This is a genomic window from Burkholderia anthina, from assembly GCF_902498995.1.
GTDB classification, from domain to species: Bacteria; Pseudomonadota; Gammaproteobacteria; order Burkholderiales; family Burkholderiaceae; genus Burkholderia; species Burkholderia anthina.
In genome coordinates this window covers 166,817-188,484 of the sequence record NZ_CABVLY010000006.1, presented here as the reverse complement: position 1 = coordinate 188,484, position 21,668 = coordinate 166,817, and the positions used below count along the sequence as shown (strand labels likewise).

18 protein-coding genes and 2 tRNA genes are annotated in these 21,668 nt (G+C 64.4%); 8 read left to right on the top strand and 12 right to left on the bottom strand.

Going from position 1 to position 21,668, the window contains the following annotated elements; translation table 11 throughout:
* Nucleotides 1–7 precede the first annotated feature (7 nt).
* The 7 genes from BME24068_RS10725 to ssuD all read right to left on the bottom strand — a co-directional run bounded on the left by BME24068_RS10725 (nt 8) and on the right by ssuD (nt 7,216).
* On the bottom strand, nt 8–889 hold the full coding sequence (locus BME24068_RS10725) for a branched-chain amino acid ABC transporter permease (protein ID WP_174926040.1): 882 nt from the start codon (nt 887–889) through the stop codon (nt 8–10).
* A gap of 13 nt (nt 890–902) precedes the next feature.
* Nucleotides 903–1,682: an ABC transporter ATP-binding protein gene (locus tag BME24068_RS10720; protein ID WP_174926039.1), complete on the bottom strand. Its 780-nt coding sequence runs from the start codon at nt 1,680–1,682 to the stop codon at nt 903–905.
* Nucleotides 1,683–1,700: 18 nt separating this feature from the next.
* Nucleotides 1,701–2,843, bottom strand: a complete 1,143-nt coding sequence (locus BME24068_RS10715; protein WP_096508310.1) for an AMP-binding protein — start codon at nt 2,841–2,843, stop codon at nt 1,701–1,703.
* 2 nt (nt 2,844–2,845) lie between these two features.
* The gene (gene sfnG / locus BME24068_RS10710; protein ID WP_096508311.1) at nt 2,846–3,949 is read right to left on the bottom strand and encodes a dimethylsulfone monooxygenase SfnG; all 1,104 of its coding nucleotides are present in this window, start codon (nt 3,947–3,949) and stop codon (nt 2,846–2,848) included.
* Between the two features lie 30 nt (nt 3,950–3,979).
* Nucleotides 3,980–4,561, bottom strand: coding sequence for an FMN reductase (gene msuE / locus BME24068_RS10705; RefSeq protein WP_174926038.1), 582 nt, complete (start codon nt 4,559–4,561; stop codon nt 3,980–3,982).
* A 301-nt stretch (nt 4,562–4,862) separates the two neighbouring features.
* Nucleotides 4,863–6,059 (bottom strand): acyl-CoA dehydrogenase family protein, encoded by a 1,197-nt coding sequence (locus BME24068_RS10700; RefSeq protein WP_174926037.1) that lies wholly within the window; start codon nt 6,057–6,059, stop codon nt 4,863–4,865.
* Complete coding sequence (gene ssuD / locus BME24068_RS10695) at nt 6,056–7,216, bottom strand: FMNH2-dependent alkanesulfonate monooxygenase (RefSeq protein ID WP_174926036.1); 1,161 nt, start codon at nt 7,214–7,216, stop codon at nt 6,056–6,058. The genes BME24068_RS10700 and ssuD overlap by 4 nt, the downstream gene beginning before the upstream one ends.
* A 397-nt stretch (nt 7,217–7,613) precedes the next feature.
* Between ssuD and BME24068_RS10690 the strand changes: the two genes are divergently transcribed.
* Complete coding sequence (locus tag BME24068_RS10690; RefSeq protein ID WP_096508315.1) at nt 7,614–8,834, top strand: acyl-CoA dehydrogenase family protein; 1,221 nt, start codon at nt 7,614–7,616, stop codon at nt 8,832–8,834.
* Nucleotides 8,831–9,946, top strand: a complete 1,116-nt coding sequence (locus BME24068_RS10685; protein ID WP_174926035.1) for a sigma-54 interaction domain-containing protein — start codon at nt 8,831–8,833, stop codon at nt 9,944–9,946. The genes BME24068_RS10690 and BME24068_RS10685 overlap by 4 nt, the downstream gene beginning before the upstream one ends.
* A gap of 48 nt (nt 9,947–9,994) precedes the next feature.
* Here the strand turns inward: BME24068_RS10685 and BME24068_RS10680 are convergent, their stop codons facing one another.
* The 4 genes from BME24068_RS10680 to BME24068_RS10665 all read right to left on the bottom strand — a co-directional run bounded on the left by BME24068_RS10680 (nt 9,995) and on the right by BME24068_RS10665 (nt 13,431).
* The gene (locus tag BME24068_RS10680; protein ID WP_174926034.1) at nt 9,995–11,239 is read right to left on the bottom strand and encodes an acyl-CoA dehydrogenase family protein; all 1,245 of its coding nucleotides are present in this window, start codon (nt 11,237–11,239) and stop codon (nt 9,995–9,997) included.
* Between the two features lie 737 nt (nt 11,240–11,976).
* Nucleotides 11,977–12,063: transfer RNA gene (locus tag BME24068_RS10675), tRNA-Leu, on the bottom strand.
* Nucleotides 12,064–12,173: 110 nt separating this feature from the next.
* A complete protein-coding gene (locus BME24068_RS10670) occupies nt 12,174–13,163 on the bottom strand; it encodes an aliphatic sulfonate ABC transporter substrate-binding protein (protein ID WP_174926033.1) in 990 nt (329 codons plus the stop codon).
* A 181-nt stretch (nt 13,164–13,344) separates the two neighbouring features.
* Nucleotides 13,345–13,431 (bottom strand) — tRNA-Leu (locus BME24068_RS10665).
* Between the two features lie 249 nt (nt 13,432–13,680).
* On the opposite strand from BME24068_RS10665, the gene rnr reads away from it, so the two are divergent.
* The 6 genes from rnr (at nt 13,681) to BME24068_RS10635 (ending at nt 20,886) form a co-directional block, all read left to right on the top strand.
* Nucleotides 13,681–16,137: a ribonuclease R gene (gene rnr / locus BME24068_RS10660; RefSeq protein WP_174926032.1), complete on the top strand. Its 2,457-nt coding sequence runs from the start codon at nt 13,681–13,683 to the stop codon at nt 16,135–16,137.
* Between the two features lie 166 nt (nt 16,138–16,303).
* The gene (gene rlmB / locus BME24068_RS10655) at nt 16,304–17,047 is read left to right on the top strand and encodes a 23S rRNA (guanosine(2251)-2'-O)-methyltransferase RlmB (RefSeq protein ID WP_096508320.1); all 744 of its coding nucleotides are present in this window, start codon (nt 16,304–16,306) and stop codon (nt 17,045–17,047) included.
* Between the two features lie 94 nt (nt 17,048–17,141).
* Complete coding sequence (locus BME24068_RS10650; protein ID WP_174926031.1) at nt 17,142–18,038, top strand: N-acetylmuramoyl-L-alanine amidase; 897 nt, start codon at nt 17,142–17,144, stop codon at nt 18,036–18,038.
* A gap of 38 nt (nt 18,039–18,076) precedes the next feature.
* A complete protein-coding gene (gene rpiA / locus BME24068_RS10645) occupies nt 18,077–18,772 on the top strand; it encodes a ribose-5-phosphate isomerase RpiA (protein ID WP_096508322.1) in 696 nt (231 codons plus the stop codon).
* Nucleotides 18,773–19,070: 298 nt separating this feature from the next.
* On the top strand, nt 19,071–19,787 hold the full coding sequence (locus BME24068_RS10640; RefSeq protein ID WP_096508323.1) for a FadR/GntR family transcriptional regulator: 717 nt from the start codon (nt 19,071–19,073) through the stop codon (nt 19,785–19,787).
* A 112-nt stretch (nt 19,788–19,899) separates the two neighbouring features.
* Nucleotides 19,900–20,886 carry a Gfo/Idh/MocA family protein gene (locus tag BME24068_RS10635; protein ID WP_174926030.1) on the top strand — a complete coding sequence of 329 codons (987 nt, stop codon included), beginning with the start codon at nt 19,900–19,902 and terminating at the stop codon, nt 20,884–20,886.
* An 88-nt stretch (nt 20,887–20,974) separates the two neighbouring features.
* Here BME24068_RS10635 and BME24068_RS10630 read toward each other — a convergent pair whose 3' ends face one another.
* Entirely contained in the window at nt 20,975–21,667 is a 693-nt protein-coding gene (locus BME24068_RS10630) for an amino acid ABC transporter permease (protein WP_096508325.1), read from the bottom strand.
* Nucleotide 21,668 lies beyond the last annotated feature (1 nt).

Sequence of the window (21,668 nt, the reverse complement as noted above, 5' to 3'; positions counted from 1 at the left end):
ATGGAGCTCACACGCGTTCTACGGCAGGTTCGCCGAACAGGCCAAAGGGACGCGCGAGGAGAAACAGCATCGCGAGCACATAGGGAAACCAGTTTTCGATCCCGCCGCCGAGCAGGGGGCCGACATAGACCTCGGCCAGCTTCTCCGACGCGCCGATCAGCAGGCCGCCGACTATCGCGCCCTCGATGGAGGAAAAGCCGCCAATGATCAGCACGGGCAATGCCTTCAGCACCACGAGCGATAGCGAGAATTGCACGCCGAGTCGCGCGCCCCACAAAAGCCCCGCAACCAGACTGACGAAACCCGCGAGGGCCCAGACGATCGCCCAGACGCGCGGCAGGCGCACGCCGACGGCCAGGGCCGCGAGCGGGTCGTCGGCGACCGCGCGCAGCGTCAGTCCGAACCGGGTGCGGTTCGTGAGCAGCGACAGGCCGGCGACGAGCACGGCGGCGGTGGCGGCGGCAAACAGGTCGAACTGGCTGATCATCACGCCGCCGAGTTCGAGAGGTTTATCGTCGATGCCGAGATCGAGCCCGTGAACCTGCGCGCCCCAGAACAACTGCGCGGCGCCTTCGATGATGAAGCTCAGACCGAGCGTCGCCATGAACAGAACGATCGGCGGCCGGTTGACGAGCGGTCGCAGTACGAGACGGCCGATCGCGAGCGCGATCGCGACGAGGGCGACGAGCGTGAGCCCGAACGCGAGCCATGGGCTAAGGTGCCGCTCGACGAGGCTGACGAACGTCAGCGCACCGAACAGCACGAGCGAGCCCTGCGCGAAGTTGAACACGCCCGATGCCTTGTATATCAGCACGAAGCCGATGGCGACCATCGAGTACATCACGCCGGCCAGCAGGCCGCCGACCAGCACTTCAAGAAAAAATCCCATGTTTTACGGTCTCTCAGTGACGGGTGCCGAGATAGGCGGCCAGCACGTCGGGATGGGTCCGAACCTCGGCAGGGGCACCGTCGGCGATCTTTTTTCCGTAATCGAGCACGACCACGTGATTCGACAGATCCATCACCACGCCGATGTCGTGCTCGATCAGCACGACCGTCACGCCGAACTGCCTGTTGGCATCGAGGACATAGCCCGCCATCGCGTGTTTCTCGTCAGCGTTCATGCCGGCCATCGGTTCGTCCAGCAGGAGCAGGCGCGGCTCGGCGGCGAGCGCGCGGGCCAGTTCGACGCGCTTTTGAACACCGTAAGACAAGGTGCCGACCGTGCTATTCCGGTAGCGCTGCAGATCGAGCGCTTCGATGACGATCTCGGCGCGGTGACGCTGTACGGCTTCATCGGAGCGGGCGCGGCCGATGCGCAGCGTTTGCTCGAACCACGTACTGCGGCGATGCAGATTGCGGCCAGTGAGCACGTTATCGAGCACGCTCATCCGGCGAAACAGCGCGATGTTCTGGAACGTGCGTGCAATACCCTTGTGCGCCGCGTGATACGGATTCATCCGTCGATAGACGTGGCCATCGAAACGGACATTGCCCTGCTGCGGTTGATACACGCCATTGATGACGTTCAGCAGCGAGCTTTTTCCCGCGCCGTTCGGGCCGATCAGCGCGCAGATTTCTCCCGCCGTCACGTCGAAGCTGATGTCGGTGATCGCTTTCACGCCTTTGAACGACAGCGAGATATGGTCGAGTGACAGCAGGGTGGGATAGGACGAGGTCATCGAGCGAGGAGTCCTTGATCAATAGGCCGGTTGGGCCGGCGAGGCGTCGTCCGGGTGGCGTGGTTGCGGCGCATCGGCGCTTGCCGACGTGACGCGCTGCCAGTTGCCCGCATCGGGCCACGGATGAACGTCCACACGCAACGCGTCGAACAATGCGGCGGTCTTGTCATCGAGTGCGGCTCCGACCACGAGCGCCGCATGAGTACGCGAAAAGCCGATTACCTCGCGCAACGGTCGGGCGACGAACCACCACGTGAATGTGCGCTCGGGAAAGCCGGCCTGCTTGCGCAGTGCGCGACCGATCAGCTTGCGCCGCCATGAGCGTCGGCCCGGCAACCGGTCGTCGACGAGCTGCGCGACCCGCGCGTACGTTTCGCGCGTGCCCGCGACGAGCGTCGGCGCGAGTTCGCGCCGGTCGTTGTCGCGGGTTTCCAGCGATTCCGGAAAGTTCAGCCGGAAACCGCTGACTATCCACGGCGCGATCAGATACCGGGCCTGCGCCGCCGCGGCGAATCCGCGGGCAGCGAAGGCTTCGTCGCCGGCGTGCAGCTTTTCGGCGAGCGCGAGATGCCGTGCTTCGTGGACCAGCGCTGCGTGGGTGAAGCGCTGTTCCACGAGTCGTCCGTCCTCATCGACGCGAAGAAACCCGAAGGCATCGCCATGCTCGTGCGCGACAGGCGCAAACGCGTCATTGCGTCGTGACGCGAGTGTCCGGTAGTCGATCACGGAAGGATGCGGATGCGCCGGCAGGTCGCGCAGATTGGCGTCGATCACATGCTGCGAAAGCGCGAGCAGGCGATCGACCTGGCGGTCGTCCTCGGCGAACACGAAACGCGGCTTCAGATGAAGCACTGCGGCGCGCAGTACTTCGTCGTCGAGTTGTGGATCGAGCGGTATCGCGACACCACCGCTCCATTGCGCAGCGAGCGACAGCAGCAACGCCTGCTCACGCGGCTGACTGACGAGCAGCAACCCGTCGCCGGCTGCGAAGTTCCGCTCCGTCAGGCCTGCTGCCAGGCGCTCGACCGTCGTGGCGAGTGCCTGCCACGACGACGCGTGCCACGCGCCGAGCCTCTTGTGGCGCAACGCCAGAGCATGCGGGCGGTGCTGCGCCTGGTGGCGCAACCAGGCCGGCAGGGTCAACTGCTCGACGCTCGCCATGCTCAGGCAGCCTTTGCCTGCTGCTTGCGTTCGAGTTCTCGCACGAGCGGCAGCACGCGCTTGCCGAAGTACTCCACTTCCTCGATGAAGTGAAGAAAGCCGGTGAGCACGAGATCGACGCCGACGGATTTCAGCTCGACGATCCGTTCCGCGATCTGCTGCGGTGTGCCGATCAGGTTGGTGCGGAAGCCGTCGTTGTATTGCACAAGATCTTCGAACGTCGATTTTGCCCAGTTGCCTTCACCTTCGGGCGAAGCCTTGCCGGCCTGCTTGACCGCGTCGCCGAAGGCATGCACGGCTTCAACGTGAGCATGTTTGATGATGTCGTCGAGGACCGCCTTCGCTTCTTCCTCGGTATCGCGGGCGATCACGAAGGCATTCACGCCGATGCGAACCTTGTGATCATTCTTTGCCGCCTTCGCCTGGATGTCGTCGATCTGAGCCTTCAGGTTCTCGGGCGTGTTGCCGTTGGTGAAATACCAGTCGGACACGCTTGCGGCATTGTCGCGCGCGGCGCGCGAGCTGCCACCCTGGAAAATCTCGGGATGCGGTTTCTGTACCGGCTTGGGACTTAGGGTGTAGTCGTTGAAGCGATAGAAGTCACCCTTGAAGGTGAAGTTGTCCTGCGTCCAGATGCCTTTCAGCGCCTGAATGAATTCGTTCGAACGACGATACCGCTCGTCGTGCTCCAGCCACGGTTCCCCGATCGCGGTGAATTCGCCCTTGAACCAGCCGCTGACCACATTGATGGCGATGCGGCCGTTCGAAATGTGGTCGATGGTGGCCAACTGCTTGGCGACGACGGCCGGATGCCAGGGGCCCGGCAGGATCGCGGCCAGCACCTTGAGCCGGGTGGTCGCGTGCAGGAGGGCCTGACTGAACGACACCGACTCGTGCTGATATTCCGCGCCATAGCCCGCCGTGAAGCGGATCTGGCTCAGCGCGTATTCGAAGCCGGCCTGCTCGGCAGCTTGCGCGAGCTTCTGGTTGTATTCCAGACTCCAGTCGGTGCGTTGCTCGATCGTGCTGACGACCAGGCCGCCGCTGACGTTAGGGACCCAGTAGGCGAATTTGACTGCGTCGTCGTGCGAGGAAGGTTGGCTCATTTGGTATTCCTGAAGAGGTCGTTGATCGATCTATGCGGCGAGGCCCGCAGCGTGCGGGAAAGTACTGCCGGTGCGTCCGGCCTGTACCCATGGAACCGCACGCGCGACGGCAAGGGCGATGCGTTCCGAGAGTGCCGGATTCGAGATGGCATAGCCGTCGAAGTCGGATTCCGATGCATATACGCCGATGGGCAGCGTGCGTGCCTGGAAGAAACTGAAGAGCGGGCGCAACTGATGGTCGATCACCAGCGCATGGCGCTCGCTGCCGCCCGTCGCGGCAAGCAGAACGGGAACGTCGATCAGGGCTTCGTGGTGGACGAGATCGAAGAGATGCTTGAAGAGCCCGGTGAACGATGCACGGTAGACCGGGCTCGCCACGACCAGCAGATCCGCGGCTTCGATCGCCTTGACGTGCGCCTCGACGTCCGCGGGCAACTGGCCACGGTGCAGCGCACCTGCGAGGCGCGGACCAATTTCGCCGAGTTCGACGAGATGTGTGTCGATCGGCACGGCATCGCCTAGCGTCGCCAGCAATTGTTCGACGAGGACCAAGGTGCGCGAAGGACGTTGCAGTCCGCCGGAGACGGCGACTACGTTTAATCGGTGGCTCATTTGGAACGACCTTTTCCCGGGATTGAAAATTAATCTGCAATGCAACCTATCAAGCGAATACCGTGCCATCGCGTCAATCGGCTTATTCCTTTCCGCGAAAACGGAGCCCGGTTTCTGCATAACCGCTTCGAGCCGTTGATCTATCGATTTACAGCGCCCCTTTCCGGCTCATATCGTCGACGGCTGGAACCATATGCGCTTTCGAGATGTTGCTGAGGCAGCAAAGCTGCCTCGGCGTTGCTGCCGTAAAGGCAGCGCTGCTGCTCGCCAAAAAATGGCTTGCGGCGGGTATCGCGTTCGCTTACGAGTAGAAGGTTGGAACCGGGATGCGTTCATTCAGCGCCCAGTCGCCTAGTTCACGGACCTTGTAGTCGACCGGATCATGCAGGGTGTGAACCCTGAGATTGCGCCAGTAGCGATCGAGCCGTAAGGCAGCGGTGGTCGCGCGAGCGCCGGTGACTTCGAACATGCGGCTGGTCACGTCGAGGCTCGCGCGCGCCGTGGCGACCTTCGCCGCCGCTACCGCGATGGCGACCCGTCCGCGTTCGTTTTCCGTCAGCGACGTGCCGCGACGCCACGCGTCGTCAAAGGCGACGGCAGCCCGCTCCATCAACGCGCGTGCACCTTCCAGCGCCAGCCAGAAGTCGCCGTAGTGGCCGAGCACGTAGAGGTCTTCGTTAGCGCTTGCCGCGGGCGAGGCGATCCACGGGCGAGCGCTTTTGATCGTGAATTCGCGTGCTTCGCGCAACGCGCCTTCGCCGAGTCCGAGATAGATGCTGGCCAGAATCAACTGGGCGAGCAGGGGGCGGAGGCAGGCGAACGGCGTCGACAGCGGACCCGGATCGGTCAGCAATTCATCGGCCGAAACCGCGACGTTGTCGAAGATCACGGTGCCACTGTCAGTCTGGCGTTGCCCCATATTGTCCCAGTCGCCCAGCACCGTGATGCCTTCGCGGGACGTCGGAATCACGCCGATCAGGAGACGGCCGTTAGTCTCGAAGGCGGAGGCGAGCAGGATGTCGGAGTCGCTTGCGCCGGAGCAAAAGCTCTTGCGTCCGGAGAACGTGTAGCTTCCGGCCGGCGCGAGCGCGGCGGGCGTTGCTACCGATCCCTTGTCGAGGGGATTGAGCGCGTTGCCCCAGAACCAGCGTTGCTCGACGGTCTGTTCGAGCCAGGGCTGCCACTGTGCGGGCTTGCCGAAAAGGCGCGTGGTCGCCAGCAGAAGGTGATGGAACGCGAAGAGGTGGGCCATCGAGCTGTCGATCTGTGCCAGGCGACGAACCACGTCGAGTGTCGATTGCCAGTCCGCGCCCCAGCCGCCCAGATCCTTCGGAACGCTGAGTTTCAGCAACCCGCTTGCGCGTAACAGCCTGCGCTCTTCGATGGCGGTGCCGCCGGCCTGATCCCGCGCGATTGCCGTCTGCGCCAGCGCGCGGACGACCGTTTCCACCGGTTCGTCCCACGGTCCAACGTCTTTTTCATTCGAGTGAAGTGTCATGCTTTCGCCTTCTCGTGTTCGACATCGTGTTGGGGCGGCACGATGTCGTTTGCGATCACCTCGCCGAATGGACCCGTCAGATTGATCTGTCCGGACGGTCGTGTCTTCTCCAGGGGCAGCAACGGGAACAGCAATTCGGCGACGCGATAGGCCTCTTCGAGATGCGGATAGCCCGAGAAAATAAAGGTTTCGATTCCTAACGCCGCGTATTCCTTGATGCGTGCGGCGACTTCTTCCGGGTTGCCGACCAGCGCGGTACCGGCACCGCCGCGCACGAGCCCGACGCCGGCCCAAAGATTCGGCGACACCTCCAGCTGGTCGCGCCGTCCACCGTGCAAGGCCGCCATGCGCTGCTGGCCCACCGAGTCGAAACGGGAGAAGGCCTTTTGCGCAGCGGCAATCGTGTCGTCAGTGACAAACGAAATCAGTTCGTCCGCCGCCTGCCAGGCGGCTTCGCTCGTCTCGCGCACGATCACGTGCAGGCGGATGCCGAAGCGCAGGGTCCGCCCGTGTTTCGCCGCAGCGGCGCGCGCCTTTGCGATCTTGTCGGCGACGTCGGCTGGCGGTTCGCCCCACGTGAGATAGACGTCGACCTGTTCGCCGGCCAGTTCGATGGCCGGATCCGACGATCCGCCGAACCAGAGCGGCGGGTAGGGCTTCTGCACCGGCAGATAGAGCGACTTCGCATTCTCGACGCGCAGATGTTTGCCGCTCCGATTGACCGTTTCGCCCGAGGCGACGCCACGCCAGATGCGCAGGAATTCGTCGGTGAGTTCGTAACGCTCGGTATGCGAGAGAAAGCTGCCGTCGCCATGCTGCTCATCCGGATCGCCGCCCGTCACGACGTTGATGAGCAGGCGTCCGTTGGAGAACCGGTCGAGGGTTGCTGCCTGGCGAGCAGAAACGGTCGGGGAAATCACGCCGGGCCGGATCGCCACCAGGAATTTCAGGCGTTCCGTGAAGGGCATCAGCGAGGAAGCGACGATCCAGGCGTCCTCGCACGAGCGGCCGGTGGGAATCAGAACGCCTTCAAAGCCAAGTTCGTCGGTTGCCTGAGCGATCTGTCGAAGATAGTGGTGATTGACGGTGCGAGCGCCGCGAGCGGTGCCTAGATAGCGGCTATCGCCATGAGTGGGAAGAAACCAGAAGAGTTGCATGGGCAGTGCACGAGATGGTCGACGGGCCCACACTTACGCACAGGCTGTGCCAGACACAACTTCTCGGGCGCGAGTCAGGCCTGTGGCGCGACGGTATCGAAGCCCAGAGGGGCGCGGAGGCGGTCCGCACGGCACCGCGTCTGCTGATTGAGCAGCAGTGCTCAAGCAGTGCGTTGCTGTCTGGGCAGCATCGACACGGGCGTTGCTGCCAAAGAAGCAGTCCGACTTTGGTTATCACAAGAAAATCAATCGGAAATGCGCGGACATGGTCAGAATATGGCTCTGAGCGAGCAGGTTTGATCCTGATCAACATCGAACGCGTGGCTGTGCGCCGGGAACGGCCGGTGGCCGCACATCACGTTTCGCGCAGCGAGCGTCCTTGCCTTCCATGACTCCAATGACTGTCCTGCCAGATGTTTCCGCGTCCTTGCTGGAACCGCAGATCGCGGCGCCGACGGCCGTATCGCCGCAGCAGGTCGCACGCCGGCTGGCATCGATCTTCGCTCTCAGTGCGGCCGAACGGGACGCCCAGGGCGGCACGCCAAAGGCGGAGCGGGACGCCTTCCGCACAAGCGGCCTGCTCGCGCTGAGTATTCCGGCGGAGTATGGCGGCCTCGGCTCCAACTGGCGGGAGACGCTCGATATCGTGCGCACCATCGGGCGAGCGGACAGTTCGTTGGGGCACGTGTTCGGCTTTCACCATCTGATGCTGGCCACGGTCCGCCTGTTCGGTTCGCCGCTGCAGTGGGAAGCATGGTATGAGCAAACCGCCCGCCGGCAGTGGTTTTGGGGCAATGCGCTGAACCCGCTCGATGAGCGCGCGGTGAGCCGCTCGCGTGGCGACTGGCGGGAATTCAGCGGGCAGAAAAGCTTTTGCTCAGGCGCACTCGATTCCGAGATGCTGATCGCGTCGGCGCGTGACGCCGCGAACGGCACGCTGCTCGTTGCCGCGATTCCCACCGGACGCTCGGGCGTTTCCGTGGCCCAGGACTGGGACAATTTCGGCCAGCGCCAGACGGACAGCGGGACGGTGACGTTCAAAAGAGTCCGCGTGGAGAATCATGAAGTCCTGACCGAACCCGGTCCGCTATCGACCCCGTTCGCGTGTCTGCGACCGGTGCTCGCGCAACTGATTCTGGCCAACATCTATCTGGGCATCGGCGAGAGTGCGTTCAACGATGCACGCCATTACACGCTGCATGAATCGCGTCCCTGGCATGCCGCGAAAGTCGGGGCAACCGATGAGGATCCCTATGTACTTGGGCAATACGGTGAATTCTGGGTGGGTTTGGAGTCGGCGCGCGTGTTGACCGATCGTGCGGCAGACCATCTTGACGCGGCCTGGGCGTGCGGCGAGGCGCTCACCGAGGCCGGGCGCGGTGAGGCCGCACTCGCGGCGGCGACGGCCAGAGTGGCCGCCGCCGAGGCGGGGCTCAACATCTGTACGCGCATGTTCGACGTCGCCGGGGCACGTGCGACCCATGGCGCGCTGCGGCTCGACCGGCATTGGCGGAACTTGCGCACGCACACGCTGCACGACCCGCTCGCCTACAAGCTCCGGGAAATCGGCGAGTGGGCGCTCAAGCAACGATATCCGACGCCAGGCTTTTACTCATGAATCCTCCTCTCGATGATGTGTTGTCCGAGCGCGCAGACGCAGCGTCCGCGGCATCGCCGCCGTTGCTGACGCTACCCGACAAGCGCTCGCTAACGACGTCCATTCGCGCCAGCGCGCAGGTTTTTACGGACCCGCGCTCGCAGGCACTCCTCGACCGCATCCGCATGGTGGCGCCAAGCGATGCCAACGTACTCGTGATCGGTGAGACGGGGACGGGCAAGGAACTGGTTGCACGCCACGTGCACAATCTCAGCAACCGTAAGAAAGGGCCATTCGTGGCGGTCAATTGCGGTGCGTTTTCGGAGTCGCTGGTCGAGAGCGAGTTGTTCGGCCATGAGAAGGGGGCGTTCACCGGTGCGTTCTCGACGAAGCCGGGATGGTTCGAGGCCGCCAACGGCGGCACGCTGTTTCTTGACGAGATCGGCGACTTGCCGCTCTCGATGCAGGTCAAGCTGTTGCGTGTATTGCAGGAGCGCGAGATCGTCCGGCTCGGGGCACGCAGGAGCATCTCCATCGATGTCCGTGTACTGGCCGCGACGAACGTGCATTTACAGGACGCAGTGGTGGCAGGGCATTTTCGCGAGGATCTGTTCTACCGCCTGAACGTCGTGCATCTCGTCGTACCGACATTGCGCGATCGACCCGGCGATATTCTGCCGTTGGCGAGGTACTTCATCGAGGAGTACAGAAGCCGGCTCGGCTACGGGCCGGTCGATATCGAGCCGCGCGCGGAGCGAAAACTGCTTGAGCACAGCTGGCCCGGCAACATTCGCGAACTGGAGAACGTGATTCACTACGCGTTGCTGGTATGCCGCAGCGAATCGCTTAGCGAGAACGATTTGCAGATGTCGTCGTTCGGCATTCAGTGCGCTCCCCGTTCCAGCGCTGAGCTGATGCATGCCACGCCGCTCGAAGGACTCGAAAACGCACTGCGCAATCTGTTCGACAAGGGGGACGGCAACCTCTTCGAGCAGATCGAGGACGCTGCAATGCGAGTGGCTTTCAACTTTTGCCATCGCAATCAGATACAGGCCGCACGATTGCTGGGCATTAGCCGGAATGTGCTGCGCGCGCGGTTGATCAGGGCAAAACAGATTTCGGCCCAGAAATAGGAGGGCAGCGGGCCATCGCGTGATCGATGGCCCGCATGGCTTCCCGGCTCAACCGGCCTTGGCGCCGTTGCCGATCTGCCAGACGTAGGGAGGTTCGGTCCCGTTGATTTCCCAATCGCCTACGATTCGCTCCTTATAGATCAACGGATTGTGCGACGCGGCGGTCCGCGCATTGCGCCAGTGGCGATCAAGCAACTTGCTTTCGCTGATTCCCGATGCGCCGAGGGCGTTGAACAGGTCGGTGGTGGCCTGCAGGATCAGGTCCGCCACGACGATCTGCGCCTTTGCCGACTCGATTTCCGCCGCGACGTTGGCTGCATTTTCGGCGATGGGGTCGTTGCCGAAGCGGGTTTCGTACGCCCGTTGCGACGGTTCGGCGGCGCGCACCGCGGTCGCTTCGGCCGCATAGACGCGCGCGGCGATCTTGCCCACTACCTGCTGGACCTGCGCATCTTGACTGACCTGCGGCGCGTTGCCGTGGCTGTATACCCGCGTTCGTCGGCGTACCTCATGCGAGATGTCGCGCAGCGCGGCGCGTCCGGTTCCCGCGATGACGGCGATCAGGACGAGCTGATAGAACGCGGTCTGATATTTGAAGCGCGTCGAAAAGTCGATGATGTTTTCTTCGTCCAGGCGCGCGTTTTCGAATATCGATGTGCCGCTGCCCGTGGTGCGCTGGCCGAAACCGTCCCAGTCGTCGCTCTGCCTGACGCCGGGCTGGCGAGTGCTGACCGCCGCGATGACGTCGGCGCCGTCGTCGTCGCGCTGCGCGTAGACGTCGATCCAGTCGGCAAAGATGCTGCCGGTGCTGTAGTACTTCGTGCCGTTCAGGACCCACGCATCGTTCTGGCGCGACACGCGCGTGATGACTTCGCCGAGCTTGACGGCGCCGATTTCGGTCCATGCGTTTCCGACGATCTCGCCTGCCACGAATCGCTTCAGCCACTTGTCGCGCGCGGCGTCCGGTACTGCGTTGATCCTGTCCTCGACGAAAGCGAAGTGACCGCGCAATGCCTGGGGCAGGCTGGAGTCGGCTTCCGCCAGTTCAATCAGCAGCCGGACCAACTGTGGGAGCGAGGCGCCGGCGCCTCCGTGCTCGACAGGTACGCGGACCGCGCCGAATCCCGCTTCCTTCAGCCATGAGATCTGCTCGTAGGGGAGTGCCCGGTTGCGTTCGCGCTCTACCGCACCTTCCGCGATGCGATCGAAGATGGGCCGGAATTTCGCGGCCAGGCGTTCATAGTCGGTCCCGTGGGAGAGCGACAGGTGTTCGGGCGGGGTCTGTGATGTCATGCGCTTACCCTTCAGTGATGGAAGTGGGGAAATCCGATCGGCCTGCGATCTTTTCCATCAAGGTGAAACGCACGAGTCGTGCCAGCGGGGACATGTCGGTTTGCGGGCCGGAAGGACATGGATAGCCACGGTGACTTGCTGGATGGGCAGCATCTTGTTGATCGCGTGCTGTCTGGCCAGCATCGGGGCAACGAACGCCGGGCACCGTATGGATGTCCGTGGGCCTGGAGCGCCGGCGACTTGCTTCCGCTTGTATCGCTCGGCGGCTGAACGAAAGAGCTTCTCCCCAGTTTCCTTCGAGCGCTTTTTGGCGGTGCGCCGATGGTGACCGGGGTCCGGGCCGTGGGGCAGTCGGGTCCGCGCCGTAGACGTCAGCTCGCGGGCATCCTGAAGGGAAAGCGCGGGGCCAGGTATCGAACGAGATCCGCCGCTGTTTCCCGGCGAAGCTGTACCGGAAATGCCAGGCTGTGGGGCCGTCGGCGGCGCAAAGAGGAACGGGCCGCTGCCGTCTTTGAGCGTGTAGGCACGGCTGGCCGGCTTGGCCAGTTGAACCTGTCGGGCAGCCGGAAACATGGAGTACATCCCGTCGGCTCGAACTTTCGACGTGCTGCCCGGTGTACTGCCTTTGACACGCGCTTCAGCTGGATGACGATGGGACGCAAAAAGCAAAAAACCCCGCGGAGACAAGGCTTTGCGGGGTTTTGCTGGACTGCGTTGTACTGCTCTAAACAGCTTTATGGTGCCCAGGAGAGGACTCGAACCTCCACGATGTTGCCACCGCTAGGACCTGAACCTAGTGCGTCTACCAATTCCGCCACCTGGGCACGTTTCGCTTGCTGCGATGCGAAGACCGCTATTCTAGCGTGTCTGAAGAGGCTGTCAACACAATTTCTTCGATGGCGATAAAAATATCGCGCATTGCGTGTTCCCGGCCTCAGGCGCCGATCGGATCCGCGCGCTTCGACGTGAAATTCCAGCGCAGCGCTTCGCGCGTATCGACGCGGACAGGCAGGAGGCCGGCTGCGAGGAACGTATCGGCGATCTTCTGCTGCTCCCCGAAGTTTTGTGCGACCACGGCGCGGACGAGATAGCTGCGTCGTGCGTTGGCACGCTCGATCGTCGTTGCGTCGAGCCCCCAGATCGGCGCGAGCGTATTGGCCGCTTCCTGCGGGTGCGCGCGCAGCCATGCGCCGGCCTGCGACAACTGGTCGAACGCGATCTGAATGACGTCGGGGCGGGCGGCTGCAAAGCTGCTCGATGCGAGGTAATAGCGCTGGTATGAAGCGAGCCCGCTGCCGTCGGCCAGAATCCGCACGTCCGGATTCGAGTCGACCGACGCGACATAGGGATCCCACGTGATCCACGCATCGACGCTGCCGCGCTCGAACGCCGCACGGCCATCGGCCGGCGTCAGGTAGTGGATCGCCGTGTCGGCGGGGGCGAGCTTCGTGCGTGCGAGTGCGGCGAGCAGCAGGTAGTGGCTGCCGGCGGCCTTCGTGACGGCGATGCGCTTGCCCTTCAGATCGGCGAGCGTCTGCAGCGTGCTGTCTTTCTTGACGATGATGGCCTGTGCCTTCGGCGACGGCGCTTCCTGAGCCACGTACACGAAACGTGCATGCGCGGCCTGGGCGAATACGGGTACCGTGTCGGCCACGTCGGCGCTGAAATCGACGGCGCCGACGTTGAGTGCTTCGGTCAGCGGCAAGCCGCTCGCGAATTCATGCCATGACACGCGCAGCCCGAGCGGCGCCAGCGATTGCTCGAGCGTGCCGCGCGTCTTGAGCAGCGTGATGAGCGTCGACGATTTCTGGTATCCGATGCGCAGCGCGGAAGGCGTGCTCTCGGCGTGCGCCCGGATGCCTGCGGCGCTCAGGCCTGCGGCCAATATCGCGCGCGCGAATGCACGGCGGTTCATCGACGTCATGGATGGTGCTCCTCGTTGGGTTCGTTGCAAACAAGGCGGCTAACGTACCAACGGGGAGGGCGATCGATAAACGATTAATTCTGCTATCGATCGGAATGGCCGGCATAAGGGAAGCCGGTGCACGCGATGTGCGACTCGAAATGAAAAAGGCCGGCTGAAAGCCGGCCTTTTTAAAAACAGATGGTGCCCAGGAGAGGACTCGAACCTCCACGATGTTGCCACCGCTAGGACCTGAACCTAGTGCGTCTACCAATTCCGCCACCTGGGCACGTTTTGCAGTAGCTGCTTGCTGCAAAGAAGCGAAATTATAGCGCCCCAATTATGCGTGTCAACACTTTTTTGCGATGGACCGCAAACGGGCCGCCGAGGCGCCTGCACGCGGCATTCGCGTCATTTGGCAACACAGGCGGGTGATAGAATGATCCGCCGCCGTCACTATAGAACTGTCTGACGGACACTTCTATGTTGATGCCGTGCACCATCAGTCAACGCAACGAGAACAATCATCGACAAACCCTTGAGCAAATATCCGTACCCCATTCCGAGCCGTGAAGAAATTCTCGGCGTGCTGCGTACGAGCGACGCGCCGCTGGCCGCCAACGATATCGCCGAAGCGCTGTCGATCAAGCGTCAGGAGCGCGAGGGGTTCTTCCGGCGTGTCGCCGCGATGGAACGCGACGGCCAGATTCGCCTCGACAAGCGTGGTCACTACCAGCTCACCCATCCGTCGAACTTCGTTGCCGGTCGCGTGCAGGGGCACCGCGACGGCTACGGGTTCGTGATCCGCGACGACGGCCAGGACGATCTGTTTTTGCCGAATGGCGAAATGCAGAAGGTCATGCATGGCGATCGCGTGCTCGCGCGGATCGTCGGCTACGATCGCCGCGGCCGTCCCGAAGGGCACGTCGTCGAAGTCACCGAACGCGCGAACAAGCGCGTGATCGGTCGCCTGCTCAATGAAAACGGCGCGCTGATCGTCGCCCCCGAAGACAAGCGCATCGGCCACGACATCCTGATCACGCAGAACGTGAAGAAGGCGAAGGTCGGGCAGGTCGTCGTCGTCGAGCTGACCGATTTCCCGAGCCGCCATTCGCAGCCGCTCGGCCGCGTCGTCGAGGTGCTGGGCGACATCGATGATCCGGGCATGGAAATCGAGATCGCGGTGCGCAAGTACGGCGTGCCGCACGAATTCAGCCAGCCGGCGCTCGACGAAGCCGCCGCGCTGCCGGACAAGGTACGCCCGGCCGATCTGCGTTTCCGCGTCGACCTGCGCGACGTGCCGCTCGTGACGATCGACGGCGAGGACGCGCGCGACTTCGACGACGCCGTCTACTGCGAGCCCGTCAAGGTCGGTCGTGGCGACGGTTTCCGCCTGATCGTCGCGATCGCCGACGTTTCGCACTACGTGCAACCGGGCAGCGGCCTCGACGCCGACGCGCTCGAACGCAGCACGTCGGTCTACTTCCCGCGCCGCGTGATCCCGATGCTGCCGGAGAAACTGTCGAACGGCCTCTGTTCGCTGAATCCGCAGGTCGACCGTTGCGTGCTCGCGTGCGACATGGTGATTACGGCGCGCGGCGAGATCAAGGCTTACCAGTTCTATCCGGCGGTGATCCACTCGGCCGCGCGTCTGACGTACACCGAAGTCGCGGCCGTGCTGTCGAACACGAAGGGGCCGGAGGCCGCGCGTCGCGCGGACCTGCTGCCGCAGCTGCAGGACCTGTACGGCGTCTACAAGGCACTGTTCGCCGCGCGGCAGAAGCGCGGCGCGATCGACTTCGACACGACCGAGACGTACATCGTCTGCAACTCGCAGGGCAAGATCGAGCAGATCGTCCCGCGTCAGCGCAACGACGCACACAAGCTGATCGAGGAGTGCATGCTGGCCGCGAACGTCTGCGCGGCCGACTTCCTCAAGCGCAACAAGCATCCGGGCCTGTACCGCGTGCACGCGGGGCCGACGCCGGAGAAGCTCGAGAACCTGCGCGCGTTCCTGCGCGGCATGGGTCTGTCGCTCGGCGGCGGCGACAAGCCGCATGCGAGCGACTACGCGGCGCTGATGGCGCAGATTCGCGACCGGCCCGATGCACAGATGCTGCAGCCGATGCTGCTGCGCTCGATGCAGCAGGCCGTCTACAGCCCGGACAACATCGGCCACTTCGGTCTCGCCTACGAGGCGTACGCGCACTTCACGAGCCCGATCCGCCGTTATCCCGACCTGCTCACGCACCGCGCGATCTACGCGATCCTGTCGGGCAGGAAATACACGCCGAAGGCGCCGGACGGCTTCGAGCTGAACACCGCGCTGTCGCCGCGCGCCCGCGCGATGCAGCAGGCCGACGACGAATCGCGCGGCCGGTCGCGCTCGAACACGGCGATCTGGGAAGAGCTCGGGCTGCATTGCTCGGCGAACGAGCGGCGTGCCGATGAGGCGTCGCGCGACGTCGAAGCGTGGCTCAAGTGCTACTTCATGCGCGACAAGCTCGGCGAGGAGTACGGCGGGATGGTGAACGGCGTCACGTCGTTCGGCATCTTCGTGCAGCTCGACACGCTCTTCATCGAAGGCCTCGTGCACGTCACGGAACTCGGCTCGGACTACTTCCAGTACGACGAGATCAAGAACGAGCTGCGCGGCGAGCGTACGGGCATCCGTTATCGCCTGTCGGATCGCGTGCGCGTGCAGGTGAGCCGCGTCGACCTCGACGCGCGCAAGATCGACTTCCGCCTCGTGCGCGACACGCCGGTGAAGGCGCCGCGCCCGACACCGGCGCCGGCTGTCGCCGGCAACGATCGTGGCGGTCCGCGCGTGCGCGCGTTGCCGCCGGCGGAGGACGCCGCGCCGCGTCGCAAGAAGGCGGCAAGCGCGCCGACCGTCGCGGTGAAGGAAGCGCGTGCCGCGCGTGCAGTGAAGAAGAAGGGCGGCACGGTGGCGAAGACGGCCGCGAAGAAGCCGCACGCGCGCAAGAAGTATTGAGCGTTCGGGGCGGCGCGAAGCGCGCGCCCTTGCAGGTACGCCCTTGCAGTATCGAGAGACGCCGCGTTCTACCGGTCACCGGCCGGCAACGCGGCGCTTTCCTTTTCCATGAACCGCGGCTGCGCGCGTTGCGCGGCCGCACGTTTGATCGAAGGTTGTTCCAGTCATGTCACGTCTGAAGGTTCTTTACGGTTTTCATGCGGTGACCGCACGCTTGCGGCACGATGCATCGACGGTTGCGGAGGTGCTGTACGACCAGACGCGCCGCGACCGCCGCATGCAGGACTTCCTGCACGCCGCGAAGGAAGCGGGCGTGCGGCTGATCGCGGCCGACGAAACGCGCCTGTGGGGTCTCGCGCATACCGAGCGCCATCAGGGCGTCGTCGCGCGCGTCGAGGACGTTCCGCTCGCGCAGAACCTGTCCGAGCTGCTCGACGGCATCCAGGGCCCGGCGCTGCTGCTGGTGCTCGACGGTGTCACCGATCCGCACAACCTGGGCGCATGCCTGCGGGTCGCCGATTCGGCCGGCGCGCACGCGGTGATCGCGCCGCGCGATCGCGCGGTCGGCCTGAACGCGACGGCTGCGAAGGTCGCGAGCGGCGCGGCCGACACGGTGCCGTACATCACGGTGACGAACCTCGCCCGCGCGCTGCGCGAGTTGAAGGAAGCGGGCGTGTGGATCATCGGCACGTCGGACGAAGCGTCGGCGACGCTGTACGAAACGAAGCTCGACGGCCCGGTCGCGCTCGTGATGGGTGCGGAAGGCGAAGGCATGCGCCGGCTCACGCGCGACACCTGCGACGAAGTGATGAGCATCCCGATGGCCGGCAGCGTGGAAAGCCTGAACGTGTCGGTTGCCAGCGGCGTGTGCCTGTACGAAGCGGTGCGGCAGCGACGCGTGAAGGGCTGATGCACGCGGCCCGGCGCGATGCGCGGGCCGCCATGACCCGAACGACGTGTGCTGCGATCGCGCGCGGCACACGGCTCTCCCGAACACGCGAACCATGACCCTGTTCCGTCTCGGCGCATCGTGCGCCGTTCTCGGCCTGCTGGCCGCCTGCACGTCGCCGTCGCTGGTCGAGCGCGGCACCTACTACGCCGACACGAGCCTGCACGCGCGCGGCGCCGATTCGCGCATCCGCTTTCTCGTGATGCATTACACCGAAAGCGACGAAGCGAAATCGCTGCGCACGCTGACGGGCGATTCGGTCAGCGTGCATTACGTCATCCCGCCGCAGCCGCGCATCGAACACGGGATGCCGGTCGTCTACCAGCTCGTTCCGGAAGCGAAGCGCGCGTGGCATGCCGGCGTCAGCGAGTGGCAGGGCACGACCGAACTGAACGCGGCGTCGATCGGCATCGAGAACGTGAACCGCGGCCCGCTCGATCCGGAGAATCGCACGTGGCAGCCGTATCCGCCTGCCCAGGTCGATGCGCTGATCCGGCTGTCGAAGGACATCGTCACGCGCTACGCGATTCCGCCGACGCGCGTGGTCGGGCACAGCGACATCGCGCCGCAACGCAAGATCGATCCGGGCCCGCTGTTCCCGTGGCATGCGCTCGCGCAGGCCGGCGTCGGCGCGTGGCCGGACGACGCGACCGTCGCCGCACGGCTCGCGGGTCGGGATCCGCACGCGCTCGTCGACGTGCGCGAGTTGCAGCTCAAGCTCGCGCGCTACGGCTACGACGTGCCGGCCGACGGGGTGCTCGATGCGCGCACGCGGCGCGTATTCGCGGCATTCCAGATGCATTTTCGGCCGTCCGACTATGCGGGCAATCCGGATGCCGAAACCGACGCAATCGCGCAGGCATTGCTCGACAAGTATTTCCCCGGCGCGGCGCCGGCCGACGACGCAGCCGCAGCCGCCGAAAAAGCGCGGCCCGTCAGCCGAGTCCGGTAAACTGGCGGTTTTCCGCAATCCCGCAGCATTTCCTTCCCATGACTCAAGACGAACTCAAACGCCTGGTCGGCCAGGCGGCCGCCGATTATGTGATCAACAACGTGCCGGAAGGCGCGGTGATCGGCGTCGGCACCGGCTCGACCGCCAACTGCTTCATCGACGCGCTCGCCGTCGTCAAGTCGCGCTATCGCGGCGCCGTGTCGAGCTCCATCGCGACCACCGAGCGTCTGAAGTCGCACGGCATCAAGGTGTTCGACCTGAACGAGATCGAGTCGCTGCAGGTGTATGTAGACGGCGCCGACGAGATCGACGCGAGCGGCGCGATGATCAAGGGCGGCGGCGGTGCGCTGACGCGCGAGAAGATCGTCGCGTCGGTGGCCGATACGTTCGTGTGCATCGCGGATGCCAGCAAGCGCGTGCCGGTGCTCGGCGCGTTCCCGTTGCCGATCGAGGTCGTGCCGATGGCGCGCACGGCGATCGGCCGGCGCGTGACCGCGCTCGGCGGCGTGCCGGTACTGCGCGTGACGAAGGACGGCGCGCCGTACATCACCGACAACGGCAACGAAATCATCGACGTGAAGGGCCTGCAGATCGCCGACCCGCGCGGTTTCGAAGCGCAGGTAAACGCATGGCCGGGCGTGGTGACGGTCGGCCTGTTCGCCCAGCGCGGCGCGAATCTATGCCTGCTCGGTACGGAAGCCGGTGTTGAAACGATTGTTTATTCGGCTAATTGAAAGAATTGAAATGAAATTGGCAGGTTGAATGGCACGCCATGGCGGGACGTAATCGTCCGTAACGGCTTGCATGTTCAAATCGTGTCGAAATCTCGGCCCGGCAAGCGCAGAGCGCTTCCCGGGCTTTTTTTGTGGCCTTATAAATCACCGCTTCATGAAGAGGGATAACCCTGTCAGGTGTTTACCAGATAGCGAAATATCCTCGAACTCGCCAACTTATAGATCATAAGAACAGTCGTAACCAGGGCCGGCGGAACTGCGGAGCAGGTGTTCGCAAATCGACGCACGGGGAGGTGTCATGGAGCAGGGCAAAGACCGGTCACTGGTCGCCAAAGTGATGGATGGGCTTGTCGCGGGTATCGTCGAAGACAAGTACGGCGGCATTCTGCCGCCGCAGGACGTGCTGTCGAAAGAGTTCGATGTGAGCCGTACGGTGATGCGGGAAGCATTGTCGATGTTGCTTGCGCGCGACATGCTGGACGTGCGTCCGAAAGTCGGTACGCGCGTTCGACCGATGCGCGACTGGCGCATGATCGATGAGGATGTGGTGAGCTGGCGGTTTCGCGCGAAACCCGATCCCCAGTTCATGCGCGACGTCATCGAATTCCGGATGCTGATCGAACCGCGCGCGACTGCGCAGGCGGCGGTACGTGCGACGGCCGTCGATATCGCGGGCATTCGGGAAGCGTTCGAAGCATTCAAGGTGTTGCAGCCGGGCGACCCCGGTTACGACACGGCGGACGAGCTGCTGCACACGCGGATCGTCCAGGCGAGCGGCAACCAGTTCTTCCAGCAGATGGCGGCGATCGTGCGCGGTGCAGTGCGTCTCGTGAATCCGCGCGTCGTGCAGAAGGACGGTGCGCACGACATCGCGGTGAAGGCGCATGCGCGCGTCGTCGACGCGATCGAACGGCGCGATCCGCGCGAAGCCGAAGCGGCGTCGCTCGCATTGATCGATTTCAGCGCCGACGAGATCTCGCGCGATTTCTCCGTCGACGTGCCCGTGCGCGCTTGATATCGGCGCGCATCGTCATCCGTGTTTCATCCGTGAGTCGTCGAGCCGTTTATCATGACGGCCGGCCGGCAACCTGCCGGCCGCCGTTATACGACCGACACGGAAGATCCGGATGAACGACCTCGACAAGCGCCCGGTGCGCTTCGGTATCATCGGCGCAGGCAGCATCGCACGCCGTTTCGTACAAAGCCTCGCTTACGTGCCGGGTGCCGTGCTCTCCGGCGTGTGGGCACGCCGGCCCGACGCGGCAATCGCCTTTTGCGACGGTAGCGGCGCAACGCCTGCCGCCAGCCTGGATGCGCTCCTCGCGAGCGACGTCGATGCAATCTACATCGCCACGCTCCACGACAGTCATGCACAGTACGCGCTGGCCGCGCTCGCGGCCGGCAAGGCCGTGCTGTGCGAAAAGCCCGCGACGCTGAACGCCGCGCAGCTCGACACCGTGCTCGATGCGGCGCGCGACGCCCGGCAGCTCTTCATGGAAGCGATGAAGCCGCCGTTCTTTCCGCTGTACCGGCAGTTGCGTGCGCACCTGCAGGACGACCCGATCGGCGAGATCCGGCTTGTACGGGCAGGCTGCGCATCGTCGTCGATGCCGGACGATCATTCCGTCTATCGTCTCGATCGCGCCGGCGGCGCGCTGCTCGACATCGGGATCTACGAAGCATTTCTGGCGGTCGACTGGCTCGGTGCGGCGCGCGACGTGCAGACGCTCGGTCGTATCGGCGCGACGGGCGTCGACGTGTTCGCGAGCCTGAACAGCCAGCACGCGAACGGCGGGATCGCTCAGCTCTTTTGCGGGCTCGACGTGACGGGACGCGGCGACGCGCTGATCGCCGCAGCGGGCGGGCACGTGACGATTCACGAGAAATGGTGGAACCCCGCGCGCGCGACGATCCGCTATGCCGACGGCCGCACCGTCGAGCTCGACGCGCCGGTCGACGGCGGCGGTCTGAACTACGAGACCGAACATTTCTGCGACCTGCTGCGTGCGGGCAAACTCGAGAGCCCGATCATGACGCACGACCATTCGCGACAGATGATCGCGATGACCGACGCGGCGCGTGCGGCGCTCGGCGTGCGTTATTCGGGCGAGTAAGCGGGAAGCACCGCGGGCGGGAAGCAGGGCGGGGAAAGCAGATGCCGGGGCGCGCAAGCGCGACCCGGCACGATGACGTGACGTGCGTTCAGTGTCGCGCGGGCAGCGACAGACGCTTTTCGTACCAGCGCTGGACCCATTCGAGGATCTGGCACAGCACCCAGTACACGGCCGCGGCGGCCAGGTACAGCGGCAGCGGCTGATAGGTCGCCGCGATCACTTCCTGTGCGCTGCGCAGCAGTTCGGTCACGGTGATCACCGACACGAGCGACGTGTCCTTGATCAGGCTGATCAGGCTGTTCGACAGGCTCGGCACCGCGATGCGCAGCGCTTGCGGGCCGATCACGTAACGCAGCGTCTGGCTCCACGACAGCCCGAGGCTGTATGCGGCGAGCCATTGGCCGCGCGCGATCCCGTTGATCGCGCCGCGCATGCTTTCGGACATGTAAGCGGCGACGTTCGCGGACAGGGCGATGACGCCGGCCGGCGTCGGATCGAGCGAGATGCCGAGGCTCGGCAGCCCGTAATAGATCACGAAGATCTGCACGAGCAGCGGCGTGCCGCGCATCAGGCTCACGTAGCCGCGCGCGAGCCACGCGAGCGCGTTCACCCAGATGCGCTCGAAGCCTTCGAGCGGTTCGCTTTGCCGGATGCCCATCATCGCGAGCACGACGGCGCCGAGCAGGCCGAACACCATCGACAGCACGGCGAACTTGACGGTCAGGACGGCACCTTGTGCGAGCACGGGCAGCGATTGGACGAGCAGGGACGTTGTCGACATG

Coding starts and splice junctions, on each gene's coding strand:
- BME24068_RS10635 (WP_174926030.1), top strand. CDS start 19,900: ATGAACGACCTCGACAAGCGCCCGGTGCGCTTCGGTATCATCGGCGCA.
- BME24068_RS10640 (WP_096508323.1), top strand. CDS start 19,071: ATGGAGCAGGGCAAAGACCGGTCACTGGTCGCCAAAGTGATGGATGGG.
- BME24068_RS10685 (WP_174926035.1), top strand. CDS start 8,831: ATGAATCCTCCTCTCGATGATGTGTTGTCCGAGCGCGCAGACGCAGCG.
- BME24068_RS10715 (WP_096508310.1), bottom strand. CDS start 2,843: ATGGCGAGCGTCGAGCAGTTGACCCTGCCGGCCTGGTTGCGCCACCAG.
- BME24068_RS10720 (WP_174926039.1), bottom strand. CDS start 1,682: ATGACCTCGTCCTATCCCACCCTGCTGTCACTCGACCATATCTCGCTG.
- ssuD (WP_174926036.1), bottom strand. CDS start 7,216: ATGCAACTCTTCTGGTTTCTTCCCACTCATGGCGATAGCCGCTATCTA.
- rpiA (WP_096508322.1), top strand. CDS start 18,077: ATGACTCAAGACGAACTCAAACGCCTGGTCGGCCAGGCGGCCGCCGAT.
- sfnG (WP_096508311.1), bottom strand. CDS start 3,949: ATGAGCCAACCTTCCTCGCACGACGACGCAGTCAAATTCGCCTACTGG.
- msuE (WP_174926038.1), bottom strand. CDS start 4,561: ATGAGCCACCGATTAAACGTAGTCGCCGTCTCCGGCGGACTGCAACGT.
- BME24068_RS10630 (WP_096508325.1), bottom strand. CDS start 21,667: ATGTCGACAACGTCCCTGCTCGTCCAATCGCTGCCCGTGCTCGCACAA.
- BME24068_RS10680 (WP_174926034.1), bottom strand. CDS start 11,239: ATGACATCACAGACCCCGCCCGAACACCTGTCGCTCTCCCACGGGACC.
- BME24068_RS10650 (WP_174926031.1), top strand. CDS start 17,142: ATGACCCTGTTCCGTCTCGGCGCATCGTGCGCCGTTCTCGGCCTGCTG.
- BME24068_RS10700 (WP_174926037.1), bottom strand. CDS start 6,059: ATGACACTTCACTCGAATGAAAAAGACGTTGGACCGTGGGACGAACCG.
- BME24068_RS10725 (WP_174926040.1), bottom strand. CDS start 889: ATGGGATTTTTTCTTGAAGTGCTGGTCGGCGGCCTGCTGGCCGGCGTG.
- rlmB (WP_096508320.1), top strand. CDS start 16,304: ATGTCACGTCTGAAGGTTCTTTACGGTTTTCATGCGGTGACCGCACGC.
- BME24068_RS10690 (WP_096508315.1), top strand. CDS start 7,614: ATGACTGTCCTGCCAGATGTTTCCGCGTCCTTGCTGGAACCGCAGATC.
- BME24068_RS10670 (WP_174926033.1), bottom strand. CDS start 13,163: ATGACGTCGATGAACCGCCGTGCATTCGCGCGCGCGATATTGGCCGCA.